Below are 19,732 nucleotides of genomic sequence, written 5' to 3' on the forward strand. Positions count from 1 at the left end.
CGCCCTTGGCCAGGGCTAGGCGGAAGTAGAACTGCCGCTCTGGGCGGCTGCGGAGTTTCCCGCCGCGTCCTCGACGGACTCCTTGGCCAGGCCGGAGATTCGCTGTGCCTCCTTGAACAGCCGCCGGATCACGGCGCCGTTCTTCACACCGAGCGCCTTGACGTCCTTGTCGGTGTAGAGGCGGTTGAAGTCGGCGTCGACGATGCACTTGGCCAGGAGGCGGGCGGAGGTGTCGGCGAGGTTGACGCCGGCGACGTTGCCCTGGGATCCCATGCGGACCATGGAGGCCTGGTAGGCGTCGCGTTCGGTCCCGGACAGGCCCAGGATCCGCACCTCGCCTCCCCACTCGGGCACGGGGACGTCTTCCCACGTGCGGTCGTCGACGGCGTCGATCTGTGCGCGGCTCAGGAGGGCCATGGGGGCTCGCTTTCCAGGGTGTTGCTGACCTGCACGCTGCGGGCGATCAGGGTCAGGGCGACGGTGGGGCCGGTGCGGGTGATGTCGATACGGTCGGCGGCCATCAGCTGATGGTGGGCTTGCCGGACACCTTGAAGGTGATCGTTGCCGACAGCTTGTCGTCGTAGGGGGCCTCCGGCTCGAAGCCGGTCATCACCGCGGCGAACGACCACGTGGTCGTGTCGGGGTCGGGGAAGACGACCTGGTAGTTGCGCGGGGCGTCGTCGTCGAAGTCGGCGATCAGGTCGTCGTGGTTGGCGGGGGCATAGTTGACGTCCAGGCTGACCTCGCCGCCGTCCTTGAGGCCGCCGATGAACTCCATCCACGCGTCCGGTGAGTCGTGGGAGGTGACGTCGATGGTCTCCCGGGACAGGCCCGGGCCGGAGACGTTGGTGACGTCCGCGAGAGCGGTGAACACCTCGGGGTCGGCGCCGTCGCCCCTCTTGAATGCGGTGCCGAATCCGTCGATTCCAGCCATGGGTCTACTCCTGTTCGGTGGTGATGCGGAACCGCATCGGGATGTGCCGGATGTCCCCGGGCGGTTCCGGGTCGGTGAGGGTCTGGGAGAACTCGAACCGCGTGCTCACGTGGTGCAGGCCCTCGACGGTGAGGGGCCGGTGATCGAGGAGCGCGGTGACCCGGGCGGCGATCCGCAGCCCGGGCCCGTGCCCGCGGTGCCGGCTCCACACGTGCAGGGCCGCCACCGTCTCCCGGCCGAAACCGCCGTGCCGGTTGTCGGGGACCTCAGTGCCCTCACCGATCACGACGTACGGGTAGGCGGCCGTCTCCGACACGTAGTCGTAGACGCCGGTGATGAGCGTCATGAGTTCCTCGTCGCCCGTCAGGCGCGCGTACACGGCCGCCTGTACGGGCCCCAGCGCGGAGGGTGCGTCGCTCACCGCAGGACCCGCCGGACTTCCTCGGTGAGGCGGGCCCGGTAGCGGCCGCGTTCGCGTTCGAGGGCGGGGCCGAGGGAGGGCCGGGCCGGGCGGGAGCGGGTGCCGTTCTCGAGGTAGGTGGCGTAGTACGACTCGTCGTCGAACCAGCCGACCTCGGCGGTCAGCCCGTCGTTCTCGTAGCGGATGTCGACGTGCTCCTGCAGGTGCCCGCTGGCGCGCGGGACGGTGGCCTTGGTGTCGTCGCGGACCGCCTCCGCGGCCTCGCGTACGGCCTTCTTGAGGGCGGTGATGATGGTCTCGTCGAGCTGGTCGAGGTCGACCTGCAGACGGTCGGCGCCGAGGATCCGCGCGGTGACCGGCATGGGCTACCTCCCCTTGCGGAGCTCGCGGCGGATCGCGCCGAGCTCGGTGGCGATGGCGATGAGCGCCCACGCTGTGGCGTGGCCGGTGCTGCCGGTCTCGGCGTTGCGTACGGCGTGGGCGATGCACTCGCGCGGTTCCGGCGGGAGCGGCGGCCGCGGGTCGGGGGTGGTCATCAGGTGCCCAGTTCGAAGGCGCCGACGGTGAGGCTGGTGACGGCGCTGTAGGTGATGGCGGCGCGGCCGTTGGCGCCGGCGAACGCCCGGGAGAGCGGGATGATCGAGGTCTTCCCGGCGGCGACGACCACGGCGGCGTCGTCGATGTCGAGGCCGGAGACGGTTCCGGGGGTGGCGAGGGTGGCGGTGATGGATCCGCCGGATCCGTTGGCGACGACGAGGAACCGGCCCGTTCCGGTGGGCGCGGTGTCCCCGCCGGCCTCGGCCGCGGTCAGGTTGTCGGTCAGGGATGCGCCGCCGTCGACGGGCAGCGCGTGCAGGCTCAGAGCAGCCATGATCAGGTTCCTTCGGGTTCGATGAGCTTGCACTCGGCCCGCCGGTAGCGGGTGGAGGAGGGCTCGGCGACGGCCAGCACTTTGAGGACCTGGCCGCGGCCGCGGAGCTCGTCGCCGCGGGCGACGTCGGCGGACGGGAGCAGGTACACGGTGTGGGTGTGTTCGGCGCCGGCCTGCATGGCCAGAGTCCGCTCGGCGGCGCTGGGCTGGTCGACCTTGGCGCGGACGTCGTCGTCCTGGCGGACGAGGGTGACGTCCTGGCCGCCGATGTCGTCGGCGGTGGTGTGCGGGCGCCACACCTGCAGGCCGCGGTTGAGCCAGCGGCTGATCATGTCCGGGCCCGGTAGGCGGCGATGGTCCGCAGCTCGGCCTTGGTCAGTTCCATGCCGAGGAGCTCGGCGGCGAAGCTGCGGGAGTGGTCGCCGAGCGACTCGGAGGCGAGGAGCTCGGGGTTGGTCCAGCCAGCCGCGGCCAGTCGCAGCTCGATCCGTTTCAGCCCGGTCGGCATAACGAGGAAACCGGCGGTGTAGGTGACCTCGACGACCTGGTCCCCGGACGGCCAGCAGGCGCCGCGGCGGGTGAGGATCCCGGACGCCGACCACGTGTAGTCGGCGGCCGGGCCGTGCGTGAGCTCCTCGCCGTCCTCGGTGACCGTGTGCACGGCGGTGACCGGCCACCGGGGCAGGACCAGCCGGGGGGATCGTGCCGCGGACTGGTACGGGGAGGAGTCGACGGTGGGGCCGTCGAGGACGACGGTGTCGGTGGAAGACTCCAGGAGCTGGCCGGCCTCCTCCTCGATGACGCCCCGGGCGAGGCCGAGGAGGAGTTCGGCGGTGGCTGTCTCGTCGTCGGTGAAGGCCTCCGGCAGGCGCAGCCACGCCCGCAGGTCGGCGGCCGTGGCTCCGGCCATCAGGCGTCGGCCTCTGCCCCGCGGGCCGCCTCGACAGCGGCCATGACGGCGGCCAGGACCTCGGCCTTGGTCTTGGCGCCGCTGAGGTCGATGCCGTGCTCGGCCGCGTACGCCTGCAACTCGGCCGCGGTCATCTTCTCCACCGGCTTCTCCACCGGCTCCTCGGCCGGCGCCTTGCGGCGGGGCTCGTCGGCGTAGACGCCGAACCCGCCGTCGACGAGACGGGCAGCCTCCTGCGCCTCGAACTCGGCGGTCTGCCCGGCCGCCACCGACCGCTCGGGGCCCGCGTACAGGGTGTGCAGGGTGACGCGTCGCATACCCGGGCCGCCTCTACTTCGGGGCCTTGCGCGGGCTGCCGCGCAGGACCAGGCCGGTGCAGGGCAGCGTCGGCGTCGAGGTACCGCCGACGGCTTCGATGGTGACGCGCAGGTACCGCTTGCGGCCCCGGTAGCCGACCTTGTAGACGGCCTCGTCGTTGGCGTCGGTGATGACGGGCTCGGTGCCGTCGAGGTCGGCGTCCGCCACGGCGGTGAAGTCACCGGAGGTGGTGGTGTCGGACTCCTGCACCTCGAAGGTGAAGGACGGGGAGGTGCCCGTCGCGGTGCCCGCGTCGATGACGACGGTGGCGCTGCCGTAGCCCGTCAGGTCGACGGCCGCGCCGTCGGCGGCCGCGGTCCGCGCGGCGGGTGCCAGTGACTGCGCCACCGACACGTTGTTCTTCAGGTCCCGGCTCATGCCGATGCCCTTTCTGCTGGAGGGATGGAGGTGGGCGCGCCAGTCAGTTGGCGCACTTGACCCGGACGAAGGCCTCTTCCAGGACCGGCATGGCGTCGAGCTCCTGGCGGCCGATGAACCCGATCTGGTCGGTCTCGGCGTACAGCTCGTTCAGCCGCTGGATCTCCAGGCCGAGGGCCTCGGCGATCCAGTAGTAGGAGAAGTCGGCGATCATGCCGCCGTACAGGCCGTCGGTGAACGTGTTCGGCGCCCACTCCGAGATGACGTACGGCACGTCGAGGATGGTGTCCGGGCGGTCCGAGGCGAGCCCGGGCTGCCACACGTACTGCTCGTCTGTCGTCGTCTTCAGCTTGCGGATCGCCTTGAGGCCGTCGCGGTGGAACAGCCACCGCGCCGCGTTCCAGTACCCGGCCTTGAGCGTGTACTTGGCGTCGATCAGGCCGTTGGCGGTGAACCCGGTCGCGGACCCGGAGTTGACATCCCGGCCGGTGGAGATGCCGTCGCTGCTGGCGGTAAAAAGGCCCAGCGGCTTCTTGTTGCCGTCGCCGGTCATGTACGCCTTCTCCTGCGTCACGCCGAACTTGTAGGCCATGCGGTCGCGGACGATGTCCTCGGCCTTGCCGGTCGTCAGCCGCATCAGCTTGCGGGAGACCTTCACCCGCTTGGCGAGCGGGTTCGGGTCGAGCTCGCGCCGGCCGAAACGCAGGCTGTCGTCCTGGCTGCCGGTGCCGACCTCGGTGGTCCACTCGGCGTCGCTCAGGTCGGTGTCCAGGGTGGGCACGCCGAGGGACTCGGCCATGCGCAGCTGCCGGATGGTGGCCAGGCCGCGCAGCGGGACGGCGTCGTCGACGCGCTGGATGAGCTGGTTGACCCACTCCATCGGCGGGAGGAGGTAGCCGCCCTCGGGGTCGTTGCCCGCGTTGAGCGCGCGCGCCTGCGCCGGGGTGAGGGCGGTGCGGCCGCCGAGGAAGTAGGCGCGCAGCGCGCCCATCGCCTCCGCGTCGCCGGTGCCCGGCTCGGGCTCCTGGCGGGCGCCCTCCTGCCGGTCCTCCTCGCGCAGCCGCACGGCGCGCTCGATGGTGGCGTCGAGCTGGTCGCGCTCCTCGAGGAGGTTGTCGAACGCGGTCTCCTCCTCGACGGTCATGTTGCGGGAGGCGGCGGTGGCCGCGTCCATGATGGCCGCGGCATCGGCGCCGAGCTTGGTGCGCTTGGCGCGCAGTTCCCTGATGTTCACGGTGTTCCTCTCGGGGTGGGGTCAGATGCCGGCGAGGCGGCGACGGCGCGCCGCAAGAGCCGGGTCGAAGGCGGCCGGAGCGGCCGGGGCGGGGACGGTGGTGAGGGAGCGGCCGGTGTCGTCGTCCTCGTCCTTGGCCGCGGAGTCGAGGAGCTCCTGCAGCGCGGTGATCGCGTTCTCGACGAGGCCCTTGTTCTTCTTGGACAGCACGGCGCCCGCGCGGGCGACGACGTCGGCGGGGTCGAGGCCGAGCGCGCGGGCCAGGGCGAACTCGCGGCCGGACTCGACGACGGCGTTGGGGTCCATCGGCAGGGGGACCGCGGAGACCTCGAATAGCTCCCAGCCGCGGGGCGTGCCGGAGTCGTCGACGTCCCACACGTCGAAACCGATGCTGAACGCGTTGAGGTAGCCGCCGCGGTACTTACGCTCAACCTTCCGCGCGAAGTCGTCCTCCTGGTCGAAGGAGACGTCCATCATCAGCTTCTCGCCGTCGATCCACGTCTTGTCGGAGCGGCCGATCGGCAGGCTCTCGCGGCCCCAATACTGGTGGCCGTACCCGACGACCGGGTTGGAATGGAACCGGCCTAGGTCGGCGCCCTCCATCGTGAGGTTGAGGCCGTCGCCCTTGCGGCCGGCGGTCGCCGCGATGATCCGTAGCGGCTTCGTCTCGTCCTCGGTCTCGTCTGCCTTGTCGTCGGCGCGCAGCACGTAGCCGCGCAGGTAGTGCCGCGTCATCTGCCCCTCCGGGGTGTCGTGGTGGTGTGGGTCATACGGGCACCAGCTCGCAGTCGCAGCCGGGGTGCACCGGCGGATGGAAGGTGTCCCGCTTGGCGACGAGCGCGGAGTTCTCCTCGTCGCCCTCGACTTCGTCGCCCTTGGCGACGAACGGCAGGTCGATCTCCCGGACGGTCCCGTCGAGCTTGGTGCAGTACGGGCAGTGCGCGGACCCGCGGGCGACCCACTTCACCTGGGTGACGCCGGCCGCCTTCCACGTCTCACGCGCGGCCGCGTTGGGCAGCTGGCTGGTCTCCCAGCGGGCCGTCCTCTCCGGCCGCTCCGTCTGCCACTTCTCAAGCCGATCCAGGACCCCGGCGACGATGTCCTCCGGAGTCTCCTTCGCCTGCGTGATCTTCGACAGCTGGCCGAGGCTGGAGGCGACCTGGTAGGCGACGTGGGCCAGGGTGTAGGCGCGCGCCCACACCGACAGGTCGACGCCGTCCTCGTGCCCCACCTCGGCCGCCGCGTCCTCGGCGACGTCGCCGGCGTACGCGGTGAACAGCGGCAGCCACAACCCAGCCAGGGCCTCGGCGATCGGCCCCTCCGCCGCGTACAGGGTGCCGAGCCCGGCGAGGAACGCCGACACCGAGCGGGCCTCCCGGGCGCGCTGCGGGTCGAGGTGCTCGGCGAGCAGCGCGCCGACCTTCTCCGCCTCCAGCGCGGCGATCTTCTCGTCGCAGGCGCGGATCTTCTCGCCGTACTGCTCGGCGAGCGAGGCCCGCACAACGCCGCCCCGGCCGGTGAGCATCCTCGCCCGCCGGAACGCGGCCCGGTCCTCGCGGGTCCGCGCGCGCCCGGCGGGGATCATGTTCATCGGGACGAGGTAGTCGTCGCCGCCTTCCACCGGGTTTTCGTTCTCCCGGTCGCGGATGTCGTTGGCGGACAGCCAGCCCCACTGACGGCCGATCGCGTAGGCCTGGTAGCGGGCGAGGGTATCGCCGCGCAGCAGCGAGTCCACCAGGTGCTCGGCGAAGTACCGCTCGCGCTCCTCGGGGAGCAGCAGCTGGGTGGTGATCGCCTGCTCCCACCGCACGATCCAGATGTTCAGCGCGCTGGTGACGTAGTCGAGCTGCTGCTGCTCGATGTTGGAGAACGTGGCCCGTTCCAGGTCCTGGATCTTGTGGGAGGGCAGCCGCAGCCAGCGGGCCAGCTCGGTCACCTGCAGCTTGCGGGTCTCCAGGAACTGCGCGGAATCGTTGGGGATGCCGACCTGCGTCCAGGTCACGCCCTCCTCGAGGATGGCGACGCGGTGCGCCCGGTCGATCCCGGAGTGGATGTTCTCCCAGTCGGCGGCCATGCGCTTGCGGGCCTCGGGGGAGAGGTTCCCCGGGTGGGAGAGGGCGCCGCCCGGCGCCGACCCGTTGGAGAAGAACTTCGCGCCGTGGTGCTCGGTGGCCAGGCCGAGACCGATGGCGTTCGCGGCGAGCTGCACGACGTCGTACCCGCGGATCCCGTCGAAGCCGAGCCCGGCGACGTGCAGGACCTCATCCGCCATCAGCGTGGCGTTGATGCCGTTGACCTCGTCGCGGTACTGGTAGACCCGCTCGAAGGCGCCGACACCGGTGCGGCGCACGCAGATCCGCAGCCGGTCCGGGCGCAGCGGCCAAATCTCCTCGATCACCCCGGTCCGCGGGTGCGTCACCAGCTGGGCGACGCCGTTGCCCCACGTGATCGCGTGGGCCTGCAGCGTCTCGCGCAGCTGCACCGAGGACATCATCGGGTTGGGCTGGTCGTGCAGCAGGGAGTACAGCGAGTGCGCCCGGGCCCGGCTCTTGCCGCGGGGGGCGAGCCGCTCGTACAGGTGCAGGGGCAGCCCGGCGAGGTCTTCGGAGAGGACCCGCACACCGGCGAAGTACGGCGAGTACGTCAGGGCGGTGTCGTGGTCGACGCGGATGCCCGCGCTGTTAGCGGAGCCGCCGCGGAACCAGTCCTCCACCCACTTCTCCGGGGTGGCCACCCCCGACAGCGGGCCGGCCGTGGCGCGTACGGCCTGGCGCAGGAAACCCATCAGGCGCCCCCGTCCTGCTCGGCCGCCGGGGCGGGCCTGCGTTCAGCGGCGATGGCGCCGCCGAGGCCGACGGCCAGGAGCACGGCGCCGGCAACGGCGATGCCCAGCCAGGGAGCGAGGAGGAACAGGCCGCCGCCGAGCAGCGCGACGCCGGCCAGGCCGAGGACGTCCCAGCGGTCCATGGGGCCTCCGTAGGGGTCAGAGGGCCATGCCCTGCGATTCGTAGATGGACGGTGCGGGCATGCCGCGCATGGCGCCGTCGATGGCGAACAGCAGCGAGAGCATGCCGTCGATGCGCTTGCCGGACTTGTCACGGGCCGGCTTGACCGGCCGGATACGGTCCGGGTCGTCGCGGGGGCTCTTGCACTCGATGGCGTCGGCCATCCACTCGATGACGGGGTGGCCGTAGTGAGCCAGTTCGTGCGCCTTCATCCGGCGCATCAGCTCGGCCATCGGCGGGGTCATCCGCGTGTACGTGGTGTCGGACTCCACCATCTTCAGGCGGGTCCGCTTGGCGATCTCCTGCCGGACCGGCTCACCCGACCACTTGTCGTAGGTGATGTCGACGATCCGGTAGAGCTGGTGGTCGGTCTCGATGTCGTCGTAGATCCGGTCGTAGTCGATGGTGTCGCCGTCGGTCAGCGTCACCCATCCGTCCCGGGCCCACTCGGAGAACTTCCCGTCGGTGAAGCCGTCGAGGTGATCGGCCACCGACTCCGGCGCCCACAGCCGCCACAACACCTCCCCGTTGGGGAAGAGCAGCGACCACGCGGTCAGGTCGAGTTTCGAGGACAGGTCCAGCCCGCCCCAGCAGCGCTGTCCCTCGTGGCGGCCGGCGATCCAGCCGGGGGTCGGGGCGATCTCCCGGGCGGAGGCCACCCACAGATCCATCGGGATCCAGCGGCTGATCTGCGAGACCCGCTGGTTCAGGCGGAACTGCATGAAGCTGTTGAGCTTGGCCAGCTTGCTCGCGGCCTCCGCGGCGTCCACCCGCAGGGCCTGGATCGCCAGGAACGTCCCCAGCGCGGGGTTGGGCCAGTACCAGTTCGCCTCGTCGAAGGGATCCAGGGAGACGGGCAGGTCGGGGCGGCCGGGGAAGAGCCGATGCAGCCGGTCCAGCTCGTCCTGCTTGCGCGGCATCTTCCGCACGTACGCGAAGTGGTGCCACGCCCGCGCCGGGTTCTCCATCACCCGGTCGGCGTCGTCGATGAAGTCGGCGCCGAAGCTCGCCTGATCGGAGGTCTCGGTCGTGATGGCCAGCATCAGCGGCTGCGTCCGGGCACCGGCGCCGGTGACCATCGCTTCCCACAGCGTGCCGTCCGGCTGCGACAGCACCTCATCGAGGATGAAGCAGTGCGGGGAGTGCCCGAGCTCGTTGTCCGCATCCGAGGTGATGACCTCGTAGTGCGAGCTCCTGGCCTCGTACACCAGCCGGCGGATGTTCTTGATGTGCTGGATCGAGCCCGCCAGGACCGGCGACTTCTTGACCATCTTGGAGCAGGGCTCGAACACCTTGCCCGCCTGGCGGGTGTTGGCGGCCGCACCGTAGACCTCGGCGGACTCCTCCCCGTCCCCGCACAGCATGTACAGCGCGATCCCCGACAGCAGGGCGCTCTTGCCGTTCTTGCGGGCCATCACGATCGTGGCCCGCGAGTAGCGGCGCACGTAACAGCCCCACTGGTCCGACCAGATCACCTCTCCGAAGAGAGGCCGGATGATCTCGTGCTCCTGCCACGGCGCCAGCGTGAACCGGGTGTTCGCCAGCGCGCCGGCGGGGTGGACCAGGAGCTCGGCGAAGAACTTCACCACGCGGTCCGCGCGCGGCTCGCAGTAGTGCGCGCCCGACCGGGCGCACGTCTTGCCGTCGAGGGTGTACCCGCAGCGGCCGCCCTTGCGCGACGCCGGCCGCGGCCGCTTGTGGTGGTTGAACGTGAGCGTCCGGCGCCGGCCGGGCGGGCGGGCGGCGGCCTTGCTGCGGGCCGGGCGGCGGGTCGTGGTCCCGGCGGTCATCGCGCCTCCGTACGGTCAGGACAGGAGCCGCTCCGCTCCGGCCGGGTTGTCCTGCCCGCCGATCTTCAACTGCGCACGGTCGGAAGGGGTGAGCCCGAAGCGGGCGCCGTAGCGCTGGACCTGGGCGTCGGCGGCGTCCAGCGCCATCAGCCAGGGGGACTTGGCCAGCCGGACGCCGGTCTGCTCGCCGTTCTTGTTGAACACCGGCTGCTCCGTCACGGCGCCCTCGGTCTCGACGTGCCCGGCCGCGTCGCGCCGGCGGGCCACCGCGTCGCACCAGTTCGCGAACGCCTCGACGTCCCACGCCGTCAGCACCCCCTTGGCGGTCAGGTCATCGGCGAGGGTCTCCCACACCTCCAGGGCCGCGTCCGACAGCCAGCCCGGGGCCTCGACGCCGAGCTCGGAGGGCTGCGGCTCGTCCTTGTTGATGCGGTCCGCACGGTCGCCGTGCAGGACCCGCAGAGCGGTCGGCTTGGGAGCCGGTCCACGCCGTCCCATGATCACCCCCACAGTCACATAGCGTCACATACGGCGGCCCGATACGGCGGATCCCGAAACCTGGCAGCGCGAGAGGGGACTCCCCCCCGCGTTCCGCGGGGCCCCGGGCCAGGGATTTCAGGCCCCCCTCCCCCTCACCGAACGTAACAATGCAGGTCAGTAGGCCGGACCACGCTGGTTCCAGCCGCCTGGCTGGTGCTTCGCGGTGACCTTGCTGTGGCACGAGTGGCACAGCCCGCGGCCACGCCGAGGGTCGTGATCATCGAGCCCACGCGCGACGAGCTCACGCTTCGACAGGGGGTGATGGTCGGCGTGCACGCTCGGCCGACCGCACTCTCCGTCATGACCGTGCTCCTCCTCCTCGCACACACACGACGGGTCACGGCGCAGCACGGCGTCACGGAACCGACGCTCGTGCTCACGGCCGTAGCCCTGCGAGGAGGGGGAGGGGCGCGCCCTGGGCCGTGTGCACTCCTGGCACTTCGCCGTGCCCTGTACAGGCGTACGTGGGCAGCCTGGCGTCGTGCAGCGTCGCGGTGCGCGCGTGGGCACGTCAGCTCCTCAGCCTCTCGTGCATGGCCGTCGGCACGTGATCACGTGCTGAGCTGGAGGTCGGCGTGTTGCAGACGTGTTCGGGCGATGTCTGCGTACGTCGGCGACTGCTCGATGCCGATGAAGCGGCGGTTCGTTGACACCGCGGCTACTCCGGTGGTGCCTGATCCTGCGAACGGATCGAGGACCGTTGCGCCTTCAGGCACGATGCGGACCAGCTCGGTCATGACGGCCAAGGGCTTCTGCGTGATGTGCAGTCGCTGGCCGCCGCGGGGCTGGCTGCCGCTGAAGTGGCCGGGCAGGTAGACCGGGGCGGGGCCCGGGATCACGGCGCCCTTGGTGCCCCAGGCGATGAACTCGCACTCCTGGCGGAGACGGCCAGGCTGCGGTCGGGCGATCGGCTTTCGCCACACCGCGACGCCCCGCCAGGTGTAGCCGGCTGCTTGCAGAGCATCGGTCGTGATGGGGAGTTGACGCCAGTCCGAGAAGACGAGGACGGCACCGCCAGGCTGGGTGAGCCGGTGGCACTCGGTAAGAATCAGCGACAGCCAGGCCAGATAGCTGCGCTGATCACGATTGTCCCCGGTGAAGTCGCCAAGGTCGGCGCCGTGGTTGCGCCCTGCCGCCGAGAGGTACTTCTCCCGGGCTGTGCGGGTCGTGCGCTCGGTCATCGTTCGCCCGCCGCTGTTGTACGGCGGATCACAGATCACGGCATCGACAGGGTTCGTGAGTGTCGGAAGGGTCAGCAGGGCGTCGCCGGTGTGCATCGTCCATTCGCTCATGGTCCTCCTCTGGCAGGGGCACGGCGAAGGCCCCGACCGTGATGCTGTGGTCGGGGCCTCGTGTGTCCTGGTCAGCCTGCGTTTGGGCATGGCTGTACGCGCAAATCGTGGCGCGTGGTTGTTCGAGTGTCAAGCCACATGATCAGTGGCCCTCTGCCCGGGCCTGCTCGGCTTGGGCGCAGCATGGGCGGCGAGGACGTCCTGCAGGCGGTAGATGGGCCGCTTGGGTGTGCCGCCGGCCCGGGGTAGGAGGCCGCGGCGTACCCAGTCGCGCACGGTCGCCGGTTGCACCCCGCAGGCGAGGGCGGCCGTGGTGGTGGTGACCAGTCCGGGGGGTAGGGCGAGGTACTCCATGTGGATCAGTGTCACCGAACAGCGGACGGCCGCGCGAACGGCAGGATGCCCCGCCCGATGTGTGATCGGGCGGGGCCTGGTCCCGAGTAGCGTCAGCAGCCCTGCGGACGCTGGTGGGATGCCTCGACGGTACGGGTGGGGTCTGACAATCAGTCGCTCTCTGGGCGCAGCAGGGCGGCAGGCCACAGCCCGTCCTGGGCGGCCAAGGGACGGTTTGCCCAGACCGTTTCGATGCGCGCCGTCGTCGTCTTGGCGTTGCCGGTCGTAGTTTGCTGCTCGTATCGGTGCCAGTCGGCGTACAGGTCCGCGTACAGCGGGCTGTCGTAGCCGGACAGGACGACTGTGGCGGTGGCTTGCCGGAGAGCGTGCGCAAGGTCTCGATGCTGCTGGTCGGTCTTCATCTCACATCGGTAGTTGTTGCCCCAGCCGCGAGTTGTGCCGAGGTATGGGGGGTCGACGTACAGCAGCACGCTCTTACGGGCGCCGTACCGGCCGATGACGTCGAGCGCGGGTAGAGCCTCAAGTGACACGCTCCGCAGGCGTTCGGCAGATGCGGCAAGGCGGTCGGCGTAGGCATCGAGGTAACCCGGCATCGAGGTACTGGACCCGGAGGGGTCGATGTAGTGGCGCCAGCCGGTGTTTCGCAGAGTGCCGGATCGTCCCTGTGCAAGGCGACACCAGATACGGCGTGCGAGTTCGAGCTCGTCCTCGGTCGGGTCCCAGGTGGCGGCGAGCTCGGCGCGGGAGTGAGGCGTGAGCATGCATGCGCGCAGGAGCTCAGTGGGTCGGTCGCGGAGGACACGCCAGAAGGTCATGAGTTCGCCGTCGAGGTCGTTGACGGTCTCCATGCGGGATGGCGCCTTGGCGAGGAGGACGGACAGGCCGCCGGCGAAAGGCTCAACGTAGTGCTCGTGGGCGGGCAGCAGCGACACGATCCAGGGGGCCAGTCGCTGCTTGCTGCCGAAGTACGGCACGGGCGATTTCACGGAGCCTCCTGGCATGGGCATGGCGCAACGGACGCAGGCGGGTGTGTGAGGTGGGGGTAGTAGTCGCGGAAGCTGTCTGCGACGGCGGCCAGCGCCGCGGCGTCCTGGCGCAGCTGGGTGAGCCACTGCGCCGCGGTGTCGTCGTCGACGAGGATCTGGTAGGCGGGCCGTGCGGCCTGTGTCGCAATCACCGCAGCGCGCAGTTGCTCCATGGCGTCCGCTGCCTGACCTGCCTTGGCGCGGAAGAGGGCACGCCGGTCCGTGGCAGGTGGCGCACCGTTGGCGGCTCTGTCGCGGAGCACGGTGTCCTTGGATACGCCCAGTTCGTCAGCGATGCGTCTGGCGGATGCGCCAGCTGCTGTCAGTCGTGCGACGGCGGCGCGGCGGTCTTCCACCTTCTGCTTGTGGTGGCTCATGTAGGTGGGTTCCTGGCTCATGTGGGGTGGTCCTGGCGCATCGGTGGGGCCGGGCCCGTGCGCCGTGCGCGGGCCCGGCGTGGTGGTCAGGCGGCGTCGTGCTCGTCGTGGTCGATCCAGGCCTTCAGGCGGGCCCAGGAGTGCATGGGGTACACGGAGCTGCACCAGGGGCAGGTGACCCGGCGCATGCTGCTGCGGTAGTGGCGCAGGGTGGCCCCGCACACGGTGCCGTCGACCTGCTCGGCGGGGCAGGGGCCGAGCAGGGTTCCGCGTTCGAGGGTGTCGTGCGGGCAGACGATGTCCATGGCCGTTTCGTCGAGCGACCGGATCTCGCGCGCCAGCTGCGTGCCCTGCTCCCACTCGGCCACGTAGTCGAGGTGGAAGGTCAGCTGCTTGGCGGCCCGGATGGCGCGCTCGTCGTACGTCCCGGTGATGACGGGCGCCGACCCGCAGCGGGAGGCCTGCATCGCGGACCACCAGTCCTCCAGGACGCTCACGATGCCGCCCGGGCCACGCAGGCTGAGAACGAGGCCCATCGCGGGCATCGGCGCCTCGACGAGGCGCACCCGCCCATACGAGGGGGAGCCGGCGGCGGGCTGGAGTTCGGGCTGCAGGAGCCGGTAGAGGACGGGCAGTCGGCGCAGGCGGCCCGCAGTGGCGTTCCGGCAGCGCGTGCACAGGTGGCCGTCCTGCAGCTCGGTGCGGCACAGGCAGACGTTCATCGGTTGCTCCGGCGGGTCGATCGGGTGCGGCTGGCGCGGTAGCCGAGGTAGCCGAGGACGAGGCCGGCGAGGCCGCTGACCGCGCACCAGGCGATGAAGAACTTGAGGAGGTCGGTCACTGGGTCATCCCTGCTTCGCCGGGCCCGCGGCGGACGATGGTGCGGATCGTCTCGGTGAGCGGGGCGGGGTCGATGTGGAGCGTGTAGGCGGCGGGCTTGGGCGGGAGCGGCTCGTCGAGCCACACGATCTCGGTGGCGCCGCCGTGCCCGTGGACGTGATCGACGCTGAGCTGGCCGCGGTCCCAGAAGACGACGCTGGGGTGGTCGCCGCGCCAGCGGACGGACGCGGTCCCGTCGGGCCACAGCACGCCGTCGGCGACCACTCCCGTCCCGGAGATGCCGGAGACGTCCGTGTGGCGGTTCAGGTAGAAGCGGCGGGGTTGCGGGCCCGACTCGGCGCCCGGGGTGGTCGCGTCGGCCTGCGCTCCGTCCTGCGGCCGCCGGTCGAGGTCGGACACCCAGGCCGCACACACCGCAGCAACCTGGATCAGCTCGGCGCGCAGCCGGGCCGCGTCGGTCTCGGCCATGACCTCGGTGAACTCCTCGTAGAGGATGTGGCCCCAGGTGAGGGCGTCCTCGTCGGCGGCGTGCTGGCACTGGGCGAGGGCTTCCTGCGCCCAGGTGGCGTTGCCGGTGCTGGTGCCGTCGCGGTGCCGCTGGTCGCCCCACTTCTGGAGCTGTCGGCGGCGCTCGGCGTCGAGCTCCTCGGCGAACTTGGCGAGGCCGGGGGTTGTGAACAGGGTGGGGTACACGGTGGTGCCTCCGTTGGTGGGGTCAGGCGGGCCGGGCGATGCCCACGGGCTGGTACTGGGCGAAGGTGCGGCGGGTGATCGAGATGGCGGCGGTTCCGCCCCGCGGCGCGGTCACGCGGACGTCACTTACGGTGTGGGCACCCCGGCTACGGCACCAGCCACGCGGCGTCGCGACGGGCACGGCGGTGATGTGGGTGGGCGTGGTGCCGGCGACGAGGACGGTGCTGCCGAACGGGGCCTGGTAGACGGTGCCGGGGGTGGGTTCGGTGGCCATTGGGGTCTCCTGGGTGGGTGTCAGGCGCTCGCGCGGCGGCGGGCTTCTTGGTAGGCGGTGTGGGCGGTCATGCACGCCGTGTCGGTTCCGCCGCGGTCGGGGTGTGCGTCGGCCATCGCCTGCCGGAGGGCCTGCAGGGAGGCGGGTTCCGGGCGGGTGGGGAGCTCCGGGGGTGCCAGGTACAGCAGGCACCGCAGCCGGCGGTGGTAGGCCTCGCCGTGGGCTTCGATGTGCTGCCGGTCGACGTAGCTGGCCTTGCCCATGAACGTGAAGCTGATCCGCTGGGGGGTCTTCTTCGTGATGGGGTGGCGGCGGATCTCGTAGTTGCCGGCGGGGCCGTCGTCCCAGTTGGCGTCCCACAGCTCGTACAGGTACTCCACGGGCGCGGGCACGGCGGGCGCCGGCGGGGCGGCGGCGGCCTGGGCGTCGCGCAGCTGCCGGTCGGTGAGGTGCTGCCAGGCCACGCAGTTGTCGACGTCGCATGTCCTCTTGACCGTGCCGTCCGGGAGCCGGCCGTGGCCGACCTCGAAGGCGAGGCGGACGCCTTTGACCCGGCGGCCGCCGACGACGGTGCTCTCGTCGCCGGTCCACAGCAGGTGGTCGTCCGGCCCCGGGCGCGTGCGATGTGCGAGGCGCTCGGCCGGGGTTGTGCCCCGCAGGTCGGCGTGCGTGGGCAGGCCCAGGTCCCGGCGCAGTTGGCTGACGGTGTGGCGGCCCACTCCGGTGGCGTCGGAGACCTTTTCGTTGCTCAGCAGGCCTTCGCGCAGCAGCCGTTCGGCCTGCTCCATGTCGCCGGTGATCCGGCCGCCGGTCGGGGCGGCGGGCCGCTGGTAGCCGGAGAGGGCGGCGCGCTCGCTCGGGGTGAGGCCTCCGCGGATGTCCGAGCGGTATCCGGGTGGGGTGGTGCCTTCCTCCCGGAGGGCCTCGTCGAGGCAGCGGAACCTGACCGGGCAGCCGGCGCACAGGGCCTTGGCCGCGGTGTCGCTGGAATGGAAGTCCTGCAGTTTCCCGACGCATGCGCCGAGCGCGGCCCAGTCGGTGGCCGGATCGGTGTCGGCGTGCGGGCGGGACCGGGGGTTGGAGACGAGGGTCGACATCAAGGCCTCCTCAGGTGCTGGCCGGGGCGGTGACGGTGAGGGTCCAGTCGCTGCCGATCAGGTAGGCGGCGATGAACTCGGCGAGGCCGGCCGGGGTGGACTGGTCGGGCGGGGTGATCACGCGGTGGTCCTCGATGGCGGCGGTGATGACGAGCAGCGCGGCGTCCGGGACACCGGTCACGGCGCTGTCCGTCCGGTCGCGGCCCGCCACTGCTCGACGACCGTTTGCGGGACGATGCCGACCGGCGCGCATTCCACCCCGGCCTGCTGCGCCCAGGACCGGACCTCGGCCGGGGTGTAGTCCCGGGCGGCCGGCGCGGGACGGGGCTTGGTGGTGCGGCCCTTGCCCTTGAGTTCGGCCTCTCGCGTCTTCAGCCGGTTCAGCTGCTCCTGCAGCTCGTCCACCTGGCTGATGATGCGCAGGAGCTCTTCCTCGTGCTGGTGGCGGTTCTGCAGGGCTTCCAGCGCGGTCAGGGCACGGTCGGCGTACTGGCGGACCGCGGCGGCCGGATGGTTGGTGCCCCAGGCGAGGAGCGCGACCGCGTTCGGGACGGCCGGCGGCGTCTCGGGCTGCGGGATCTTGCCGCGGGCGACGAGGGTCTTGTGCGTGTCGATGATGGCGGTGACGTCGGCCAGGGGGGCGCCGGTCTGGTCGGCGATCCGCTGGTCGCTGTACCCGTCGCGGTGCAGCTGCATCACGACGGCGGCGGAGACTCTCATGGGCTGTGTCCCTTCTGTGCGGCGGGTCAGCAGGGGCTGACGAGGTGGCGGTAGCCGACGAGGGCCCCGGCGGCGTCGTGGACGGAGTCGAACCCGATGAGGAGGTCGGCGCGGCCGCGCGCGGTCAGGCCGATGGCGGCGTCGACGAGGAGGTAGGTGTTCGGGCGGCTGGGCGGCAGGTCGCGGACGACGTGCCGGACCAGGTAGGTCTGGACAGGGCGGCCGCCGTGGAAGGTGCGCTCGCCCCGGCCGAGGGAGACGAGGTCGACGTAAGCCGGCGGAACTTCGGCGGCGAACACGGTGCACCCGGTGTCGAGGGCGTCGTCGGCGATGACGTCGGGAGCGTCCGGCCCGTACACGCGCACGGTGTCGCCGGTCAGGTTGATGATCATTCGGGGTCCTTCGGGGACGGGCGGCCCTCGGCCGCGGTGATCGGTGGGCAGATGTGCCAGCCCTCGCTGCGGACGTCGGCCACGGCCTGCGCCCCGACGAGGGCGGCGACCCGCTCGGGCAGGTCCACGCCGAGCGCCAGGAGCTCGCGCTGCACGGCCGCCGCGACGACCGCGGCCACCGCGTCCGCCACGACGCCGGCCGGCCGGTTCACCGCGTCCACCCCTGCCAGCGCACCGGCCGCACACCGGACCGCTCACGGGGCGTGGCACGGCCGCTGCGCCCGGGCCGGGGGGCGGTGCAGGTGGCGGCGTGGGGCATGTAGCGGCGCTCGTAGGTTTCGACGTCGGGGCGGTCGGCGGTCAGGCCGCGGGAGCGCAGGGTGCCGACGCCGTCGCGGTAGGCGGCGAGGTTGCCGAGCGGGTTGGGTTCGGCGTTGACGGCCTGGCGGCGGCCGGCGGCGGTGATGGTCCACCGGATCGGCTGGCCGCACCTGTTGCAGGCGGTGACGTCGTAGTCGCTGGGCATGGGTGGCTCCTCAGATGCCCGGGAGCGGGACGCATCCGCGGTGGTTGAGGCACTCCACCTCGTCGCCGGAGACGAGGTGGACGTGCCGGCCCTTGGCGGCCAGGTCCTCGGCGGCGGTACGGGCGGGCGGGACCGGCGCGGGGCTGCCGAACGGGACAGGGGCGGTGTCGGCCCATGCCTCGTGGAGGTCCGGGGCGGTGGGGGCGGCGTGGAGCGTCATGGGTGGGCCCTCTCAGGCGGTGTCGGTGGCGGTGGTGTCGTCGCGGAGGTGGGGGGAGACCAGGCGCCAGCCGTAGACCTTGATGGCCTCGGTCCGGCCGAGCTTGCGGATCGCCCGCCGTACGGCCTCGGGGTCGGTCTCGGCGGCCGCGCGTACGTCGGCGACCGTGGCCACGTGCTCGGGGTCGCGCACCGACAGCAGGAGCGGCATCTGCCCCCGGCTGCTGGCGCTTTTCGTCTTGACCTCAGCGGCGCGGGCGTCGCGCCGCTCCTGGGTGGTCAGGGCCAGGCGCGGCGGCGCGGGCGGCGGGGCGGTGTCGAACGGGTCGGCCTCGGTCGGCGTGGTGTCGACCTCGTCGACCTCGGGCGGCTCGCCGAGCTCCTCGGGAGCGACCCCCAGGGTCAGGTGACCACCAACAGCAGCCGATTCCTGGGGTAGTACCTGGGTAACCCTGGGACGTTGGGGGGCCGGTCCCCCCATTTCAAGGGGGGCCGGTCCCCCCATTTCCAAGGGGGGCCGGTCCCCCCATTTGCCTTCCGGTGAATTGGGGGGCCGGTCCCCCCTATTCGGGCCCTCGGAATGGGGGGCCGGTCCCCCCATCTCGGGGGCGGCCTCCTCGGCCCACGGCGCCGACTCCTTCTTCGGCCGGCGCCGCTTCCGCTCCTCGATGACCGCGACTGCCGCGGCCCAGTCGGGGCGAGGGCTGATGACCAGTACGTACACGGTCGGGCGGCCCGGGCCGGGCGGTTCCTCGGTGGTCACGACCCCGGCGGCGACCGCGGCCTGCAGCCACACCCGGACCTCCTTGATGTCCGAGCAGGAGGCCGCGGCCACGCTCTGCACGCGGATCGCCTTGCCGTCCCGCATCCGCAGCACACCGCTGGTGTTCGCGGCGGTCGCCAGGGCGTACAGGACGGTCAGGAAGCCACCGCGCAGGGGCCGGGGGAGGCCCCGCGTCCACCGCCAGTACAAGGCGTTGCGGTAGGCGTGCGGGACGCCTCCGCTGACGTGGTCCGGCTGCTGCTCGTCGGGCACGATCGCCTCTCTGGGTCGGGGTGGTGCTGCAGTGCGGGCGGGAGCGGCGTCAACGGCACCCGCGGACCCGGGCCATGGCGGCGGCGGGGATGGACAGCTGCAGCGGTTCGGTCTCGTACCGGGCGCCCCGGACGGGCTGGATCCACTGGCGCTGTTCCAGCGCGGCCAGCTGGACCAGCACCATCCCCGCGGTCAGGCCGGTGGCCTTGACCAGGCCGGGGACACCGGGCTGCCTGTTCGCGGGGATCACTCCGTCGGGGTTGGCGAACACCCCGAGGACCAGGGCGACGACCTTGGTGTGGGGGATCATGCGGGCGTCGCGGACGGCCTGCAGGTAGTTCCCGCGGAACTTCCGGCGGGACCCGGCCAGGACGGCGGGAGCGAACCGCGCAGCGAGGTCGGCGGGAGTCGGGGTCTTCATCGGTCAGTCCTCCGAAGTGGCGTCGG

The 19,732-nt window shown here is 71.7% G+C and carries 33 protein-coding genes; all 33 read right to left on the reverse strand.

Features of this window, described 5'->3' with window-relative positions; translation table 11 throughout:
• Positions 1–15: 15 nt before the first annotated feature.
• Complete coding sequence (locus AW27_RS23580; protein WP_037930991.1) at positions 16–417, reverse strand: hypothetical protein; 402 nt, start codon at positions 415–417, stop codon at positions 16–18.
• A 103-nt stretch (positions 418–520) separates the two neighbouring features.
• Positions 521–934 carry a phage tail tube protein gene (locus AW27_RS23585; protein WP_037930990.1) on the reverse strand — a complete coding sequence of 138 codons (414 nt, stop codon included), beginning with the start codon at positions 932–934 and terminating at the stop codon, positions 521–523.
• 4 nt (positions 935–938) lie between these two features.
• Complete coding sequence (locus AW27_RS23590; protein ID WP_236647905.1) at positions 939–1,355, reverse strand: DUF3168 domain-containing protein; 417 nt, start codon at positions 1,353–1,355, stop codon at positions 939–941.
• Complete coding sequence (locus tag AW27_RS23595) at positions 1,352–1,717, reverse strand: HK97-gp10 family putative phage morphogenesis protein (RefSeq protein ID WP_052031415.1); 366 nt, start codon at positions 1,715–1,717, stop codon at positions 1,352–1,354. Before AW27_RS23595 ends, AW27_RS23590 begins: the two co-directional genes overlap by 4 nt.
• A 3-nt stretch (positions 1,718–1,720) precedes the next feature.
• Positions 1,721–1,891, reverse strand: coding sequence for a hypothetical protein (locus tag AW27_RS23600; RefSeq protein ID WP_157840348.1), 171 nt, complete (start codon positions 1,889–1,891; stop codon positions 1,721–1,723).
• Positions 1,891–2,226, reverse strand: coding sequence for a hypothetical protein (locus AW27_RS23605; RefSeq protein ID WP_037930987.1), 336 nt, complete (start codon positions 2,224–2,226; stop codon positions 1,891–1,893). The genes AW27_RS23600 and AW27_RS23605 overlap by 1 nt, the downstream gene beginning before the upstream one ends.
• Positions 2,227–2,228: 2 nt before the next feature.
• Positions 2,229–2,558 carry a head-tail adaptor protein gene (locus tag AW27_RS23610; RefSeq protein ID WP_037930984.1) on the reverse strand — a complete coding sequence of 110 codons (330 nt, stop codon included), beginning with the start codon at positions 2,556–2,558 and terminating at the stop codon, positions 2,229–2,231.
• Positions 2,555–3,136 carry a hypothetical protein gene (locus AW27_RS23615; protein ID WP_037930981.1) on the reverse strand — a complete coding sequence of 194 codons (582 nt, stop codon included), beginning with the start codon at positions 3,134–3,136 and terminating at the stop codon, positions 2,555–2,557. The genes AW27_RS23610 and AW27_RS23615 overlap by 4 nt, the downstream gene beginning before the upstream one ends.
• Positions 3,136–3,453, reverse strand: coding sequence for a hypothetical protein (locus AW27_RS23620; protein WP_037930978.1), 318 nt, complete (start codon positions 3,451–3,453; stop codon positions 3,136–3,138). The genes AW27_RS23615 and AW27_RS23620 overlap by 1 nt, the downstream gene beginning before the upstream one ends.
• 13 nt (positions 3,454–3,466) lie before the next feature.
• A complete protein-coding gene (locus tag AW27_RS23625) occupies positions 3,467–3,871 on the reverse strand; it encodes a hypothetical protein (protein WP_037930975.1) in 405 nt (134 codons plus the stop codon).
• Between the two features lie 43 nt (positions 3,872–3,914).
• Positions 3,915–5,105 carry a phage major capsid protein gene (locus tag AW27_RS23630; RefSeq protein WP_037930972.1) on the reverse strand — a complete coding sequence of 397 codons (1,191 nt, stop codon included), beginning with the start codon at positions 5,103–5,105 and terminating at the stop codon, positions 3,915–3,917.
• Positions 5,106–5,126: 21 nt separating this feature from the next.
• Positions 5,127–5,840, reverse strand: a complete 714-nt coding sequence (locus AW27_RS23635; RefSeq protein WP_037930969.1) for an HK97 family phage prohead protease — start codon at positions 5,838–5,840, stop codon at positions 5,127–5,129.
• Between the two features lie 31 nt (positions 5,841–5,871).
• On the reverse strand, positions 5,872–7,890 hold the full coding sequence (locus AW27_RS23640) for a phage portal protein (RefSeq protein WP_052031414.1): 2,019 nt from the start codon (positions 7,888–7,890) through the stop codon (positions 5,872–5,874).
• Positions 7,890–8,072, reverse strand: a complete 183-nt coding sequence (locus AW27_RS23645; RefSeq protein ID WP_037930968.1) for a hypothetical protein — start codon at positions 8,070–8,072, stop codon at positions 7,890–7,892. The genes AW27_RS23640 and AW27_RS23645 overlap by 1 nt, the downstream gene beginning before the upstream one ends.
• Positions 8,073–8,088: 16 nt before the next feature.
• Complete coding sequence (locus tag AW27_RS23650; protein ID WP_052031413.1) at positions 8,089–9,900, reverse strand: terminase large subunit; 1,812 nt, start codon at positions 9,898–9,900, stop codon at positions 8,089–8,091.
• Positions 9,901–9,915: 15 nt separating this feature from the next.
• Complete coding sequence (locus AW27_RS23655) at positions 9,916–10,398, reverse strand: phage terminase small subunit P27 family (protein ID WP_037930999.1); 483 nt, start codon at positions 10,396–10,398, stop codon at positions 9,916–9,918.
• Between the two features lie 593 nt (positions 10,399–10,991).
• Positions 10,992–11,732, reverse strand: coding sequence for a DNA-methyltransferase (locus AW27_RS23660; protein ID WP_037930966.1), 741 nt, complete (start codon positions 11,730–11,732; stop codon positions 10,992–10,994).
• A 129-nt stretch (positions 11,733–11,861) separates the two neighbouring features.
• On the reverse strand, positions 11,862–12,086 hold the full coding sequence (locus tag AW27_RS23665) for a MerR family transcriptional regulator (RefSeq protein ID WP_037930964.1): 225 nt from the start codon (positions 12,084–12,086) through the stop codon (positions 11,862–11,864).
• A 149-nt stretch (positions 12,087–12,235) separates the two neighbouring features.
• Entirely contained in the window at positions 12,236–13,072 is an 837-nt protein-coding gene (locus tag AW27_RS23670) for a DNA adenine methylase (RefSeq protein WP_078557244.1), read from the reverse strand.
• Positions 13,069–13,509 (reverse strand): helix-turn-helix domain-containing protein, encoded by a 441-nt coding sequence (locus tag AW27_RS23675; RefSeq protein WP_037930958.1) that lies wholly within the window; start codon positions 13,507–13,509, stop codon positions 13,069–13,071. The genes AW27_RS23670 and AW27_RS23675 overlap by 4 nt, the downstream gene beginning before the upstream one ends.
• A 65-nt stretch (positions 13,510–13,574) precedes the next feature.
• Complete coding sequence (locus tag AW27_RS23680) at positions 13,575–14,210, reverse strand: hypothetical protein (RefSeq protein WP_052031412.1); 636 nt, start codon at positions 14,208–14,210, stop codon at positions 13,575–13,577.
• Complete coding sequence (locus tag AW27_RS23685; protein ID WP_304949901.1) at positions 14,207–14,329, reverse strand: hypothetical protein; 123 nt, start codon at positions 14,327–14,329, stop codon at positions 14,207–14,209. The genes AW27_RS23680 and AW27_RS23685 overlap by 4 nt, the downstream gene beginning before the upstream one ends.
• Positions 14,326–15,021: a hypothetical protein gene (locus AW27_RS23690; RefSeq protein ID WP_304949902.1), complete on the reverse strand. Its 696-nt coding sequence runs from the start codon at positions 15,019–15,021 to the stop codon at positions 14,326–14,328. Before AW27_RS23690 ends, AW27_RS23685 begins: the two co-directional genes overlap by 4 nt.
• A 22-nt stretch (positions 15,022–15,043) precedes the next feature.
• Positions 15,044–15,295, reverse strand: a complete 252-nt coding sequence (locus tag AW27_RS23695) for a hypothetical protein (protein WP_304949903.1) — start codon at positions 15,293–15,295, stop codon at positions 15,044–15,046.
• 20 nt (positions 15,296–15,315) lie between these two features.
• Positions 15,316–16,392: a WhiB family transcriptional regulator gene (locus tag AW27_RS23700; RefSeq protein WP_052031411.1), complete on the reverse strand. Its 1,077-nt coding sequence runs from the start codon at positions 16,390–16,392 to the stop codon at positions 15,316–15,318.
• 10 nt (positions 16,393–16,402) lie between these two features.
• Positions 16,403–16,573 carry a hypothetical protein gene (locus AW27_RS23705; RefSeq protein ID WP_157840347.1) on the reverse strand — a complete coding sequence of 57 codons (171 nt, stop codon included), beginning with the start codon at positions 16,571–16,573 and terminating at the stop codon, positions 16,403–16,405.
• Positions 16,570–17,112, reverse strand: a complete 543-nt coding sequence (locus AW27_RS23710; RefSeq protein ID WP_304949904.1) for a hypothetical protein — start codon at positions 17,110–17,112, stop codon at positions 16,570–16,572. The genes AW27_RS23705 and AW27_RS23710 overlap by 4 nt, the downstream gene beginning before the upstream one ends.
• Before the next feature lie 26 nt (positions 17,113–17,138).
• A complete protein-coding gene (locus tag AW27_RS23715; protein WP_037930797.1) occupies positions 17,139–17,504 on the reverse strand; it encodes a hypothetical protein in 366 nt (121 codons plus the stop codon).
• Positions 17,501–17,725, reverse strand: a complete 225-nt coding sequence (locus AW27_RS23720; protein ID WP_037930800.1) for a hypothetical protein — start codon at positions 17,723–17,725, stop codon at positions 17,501–17,503. Before AW27_RS23720 ends, AW27_RS23715 begins: the two co-directional genes overlap by 4 nt.
• Positions 17,713–18,030 carry a hypothetical protein gene (locus tag AW27_RS23725; RefSeq protein ID WP_052031400.1) on the reverse strand — a complete coding sequence of 106 codons (318 nt, stop codon included), beginning with the start codon at positions 18,028–18,030 and terminating at the stop codon, positions 17,713–17,715. The genes AW27_RS23720 and AW27_RS23725 overlap by 13 nt, the downstream gene beginning before the upstream one ends.
• A gap of 10 nt (positions 18,031–18,040) precedes the next feature.
• Complete coding sequence (locus AW27_RS23730; RefSeq protein WP_037930802.1) at positions 18,041–18,250, reverse strand: hypothetical protein; 210 nt, start codon at positions 18,248–18,250, stop codon at positions 18,041–18,043.
• Positions 18,251–18,262: 12 nt separating this feature from the next.
• On the reverse strand, positions 18,263–19,285 hold the full coding sequence (locus AW27_RS23735; RefSeq protein ID WP_037930806.1) for a hypothetical protein: 1,023 nt from the start codon (positions 19,283–19,285) through the stop codon (positions 18,263–18,265).
• Positions 19,286–19,334: 49 nt separating this feature from the next.
• Positions 19,335–19,706, reverse strand: a complete 372-nt coding sequence (locus AW27_RS23740) for a hypothetical protein (RefSeq protein WP_037930809.1) — start codon at positions 19,704–19,706, stop codon at positions 19,335–19,337.
• Positions 19,707–19,732: the final 26 nt, after the last annotated feature.

It is taken from the genome of Streptomyces sp. PCS3-D2 (assembly GCF_000612545.2).
Taxonomy (GTDB): Bacteria; Actinomycetota; Actinomycetes; order Streptomycetales; family Streptomycetaceae; genus Streptomyces.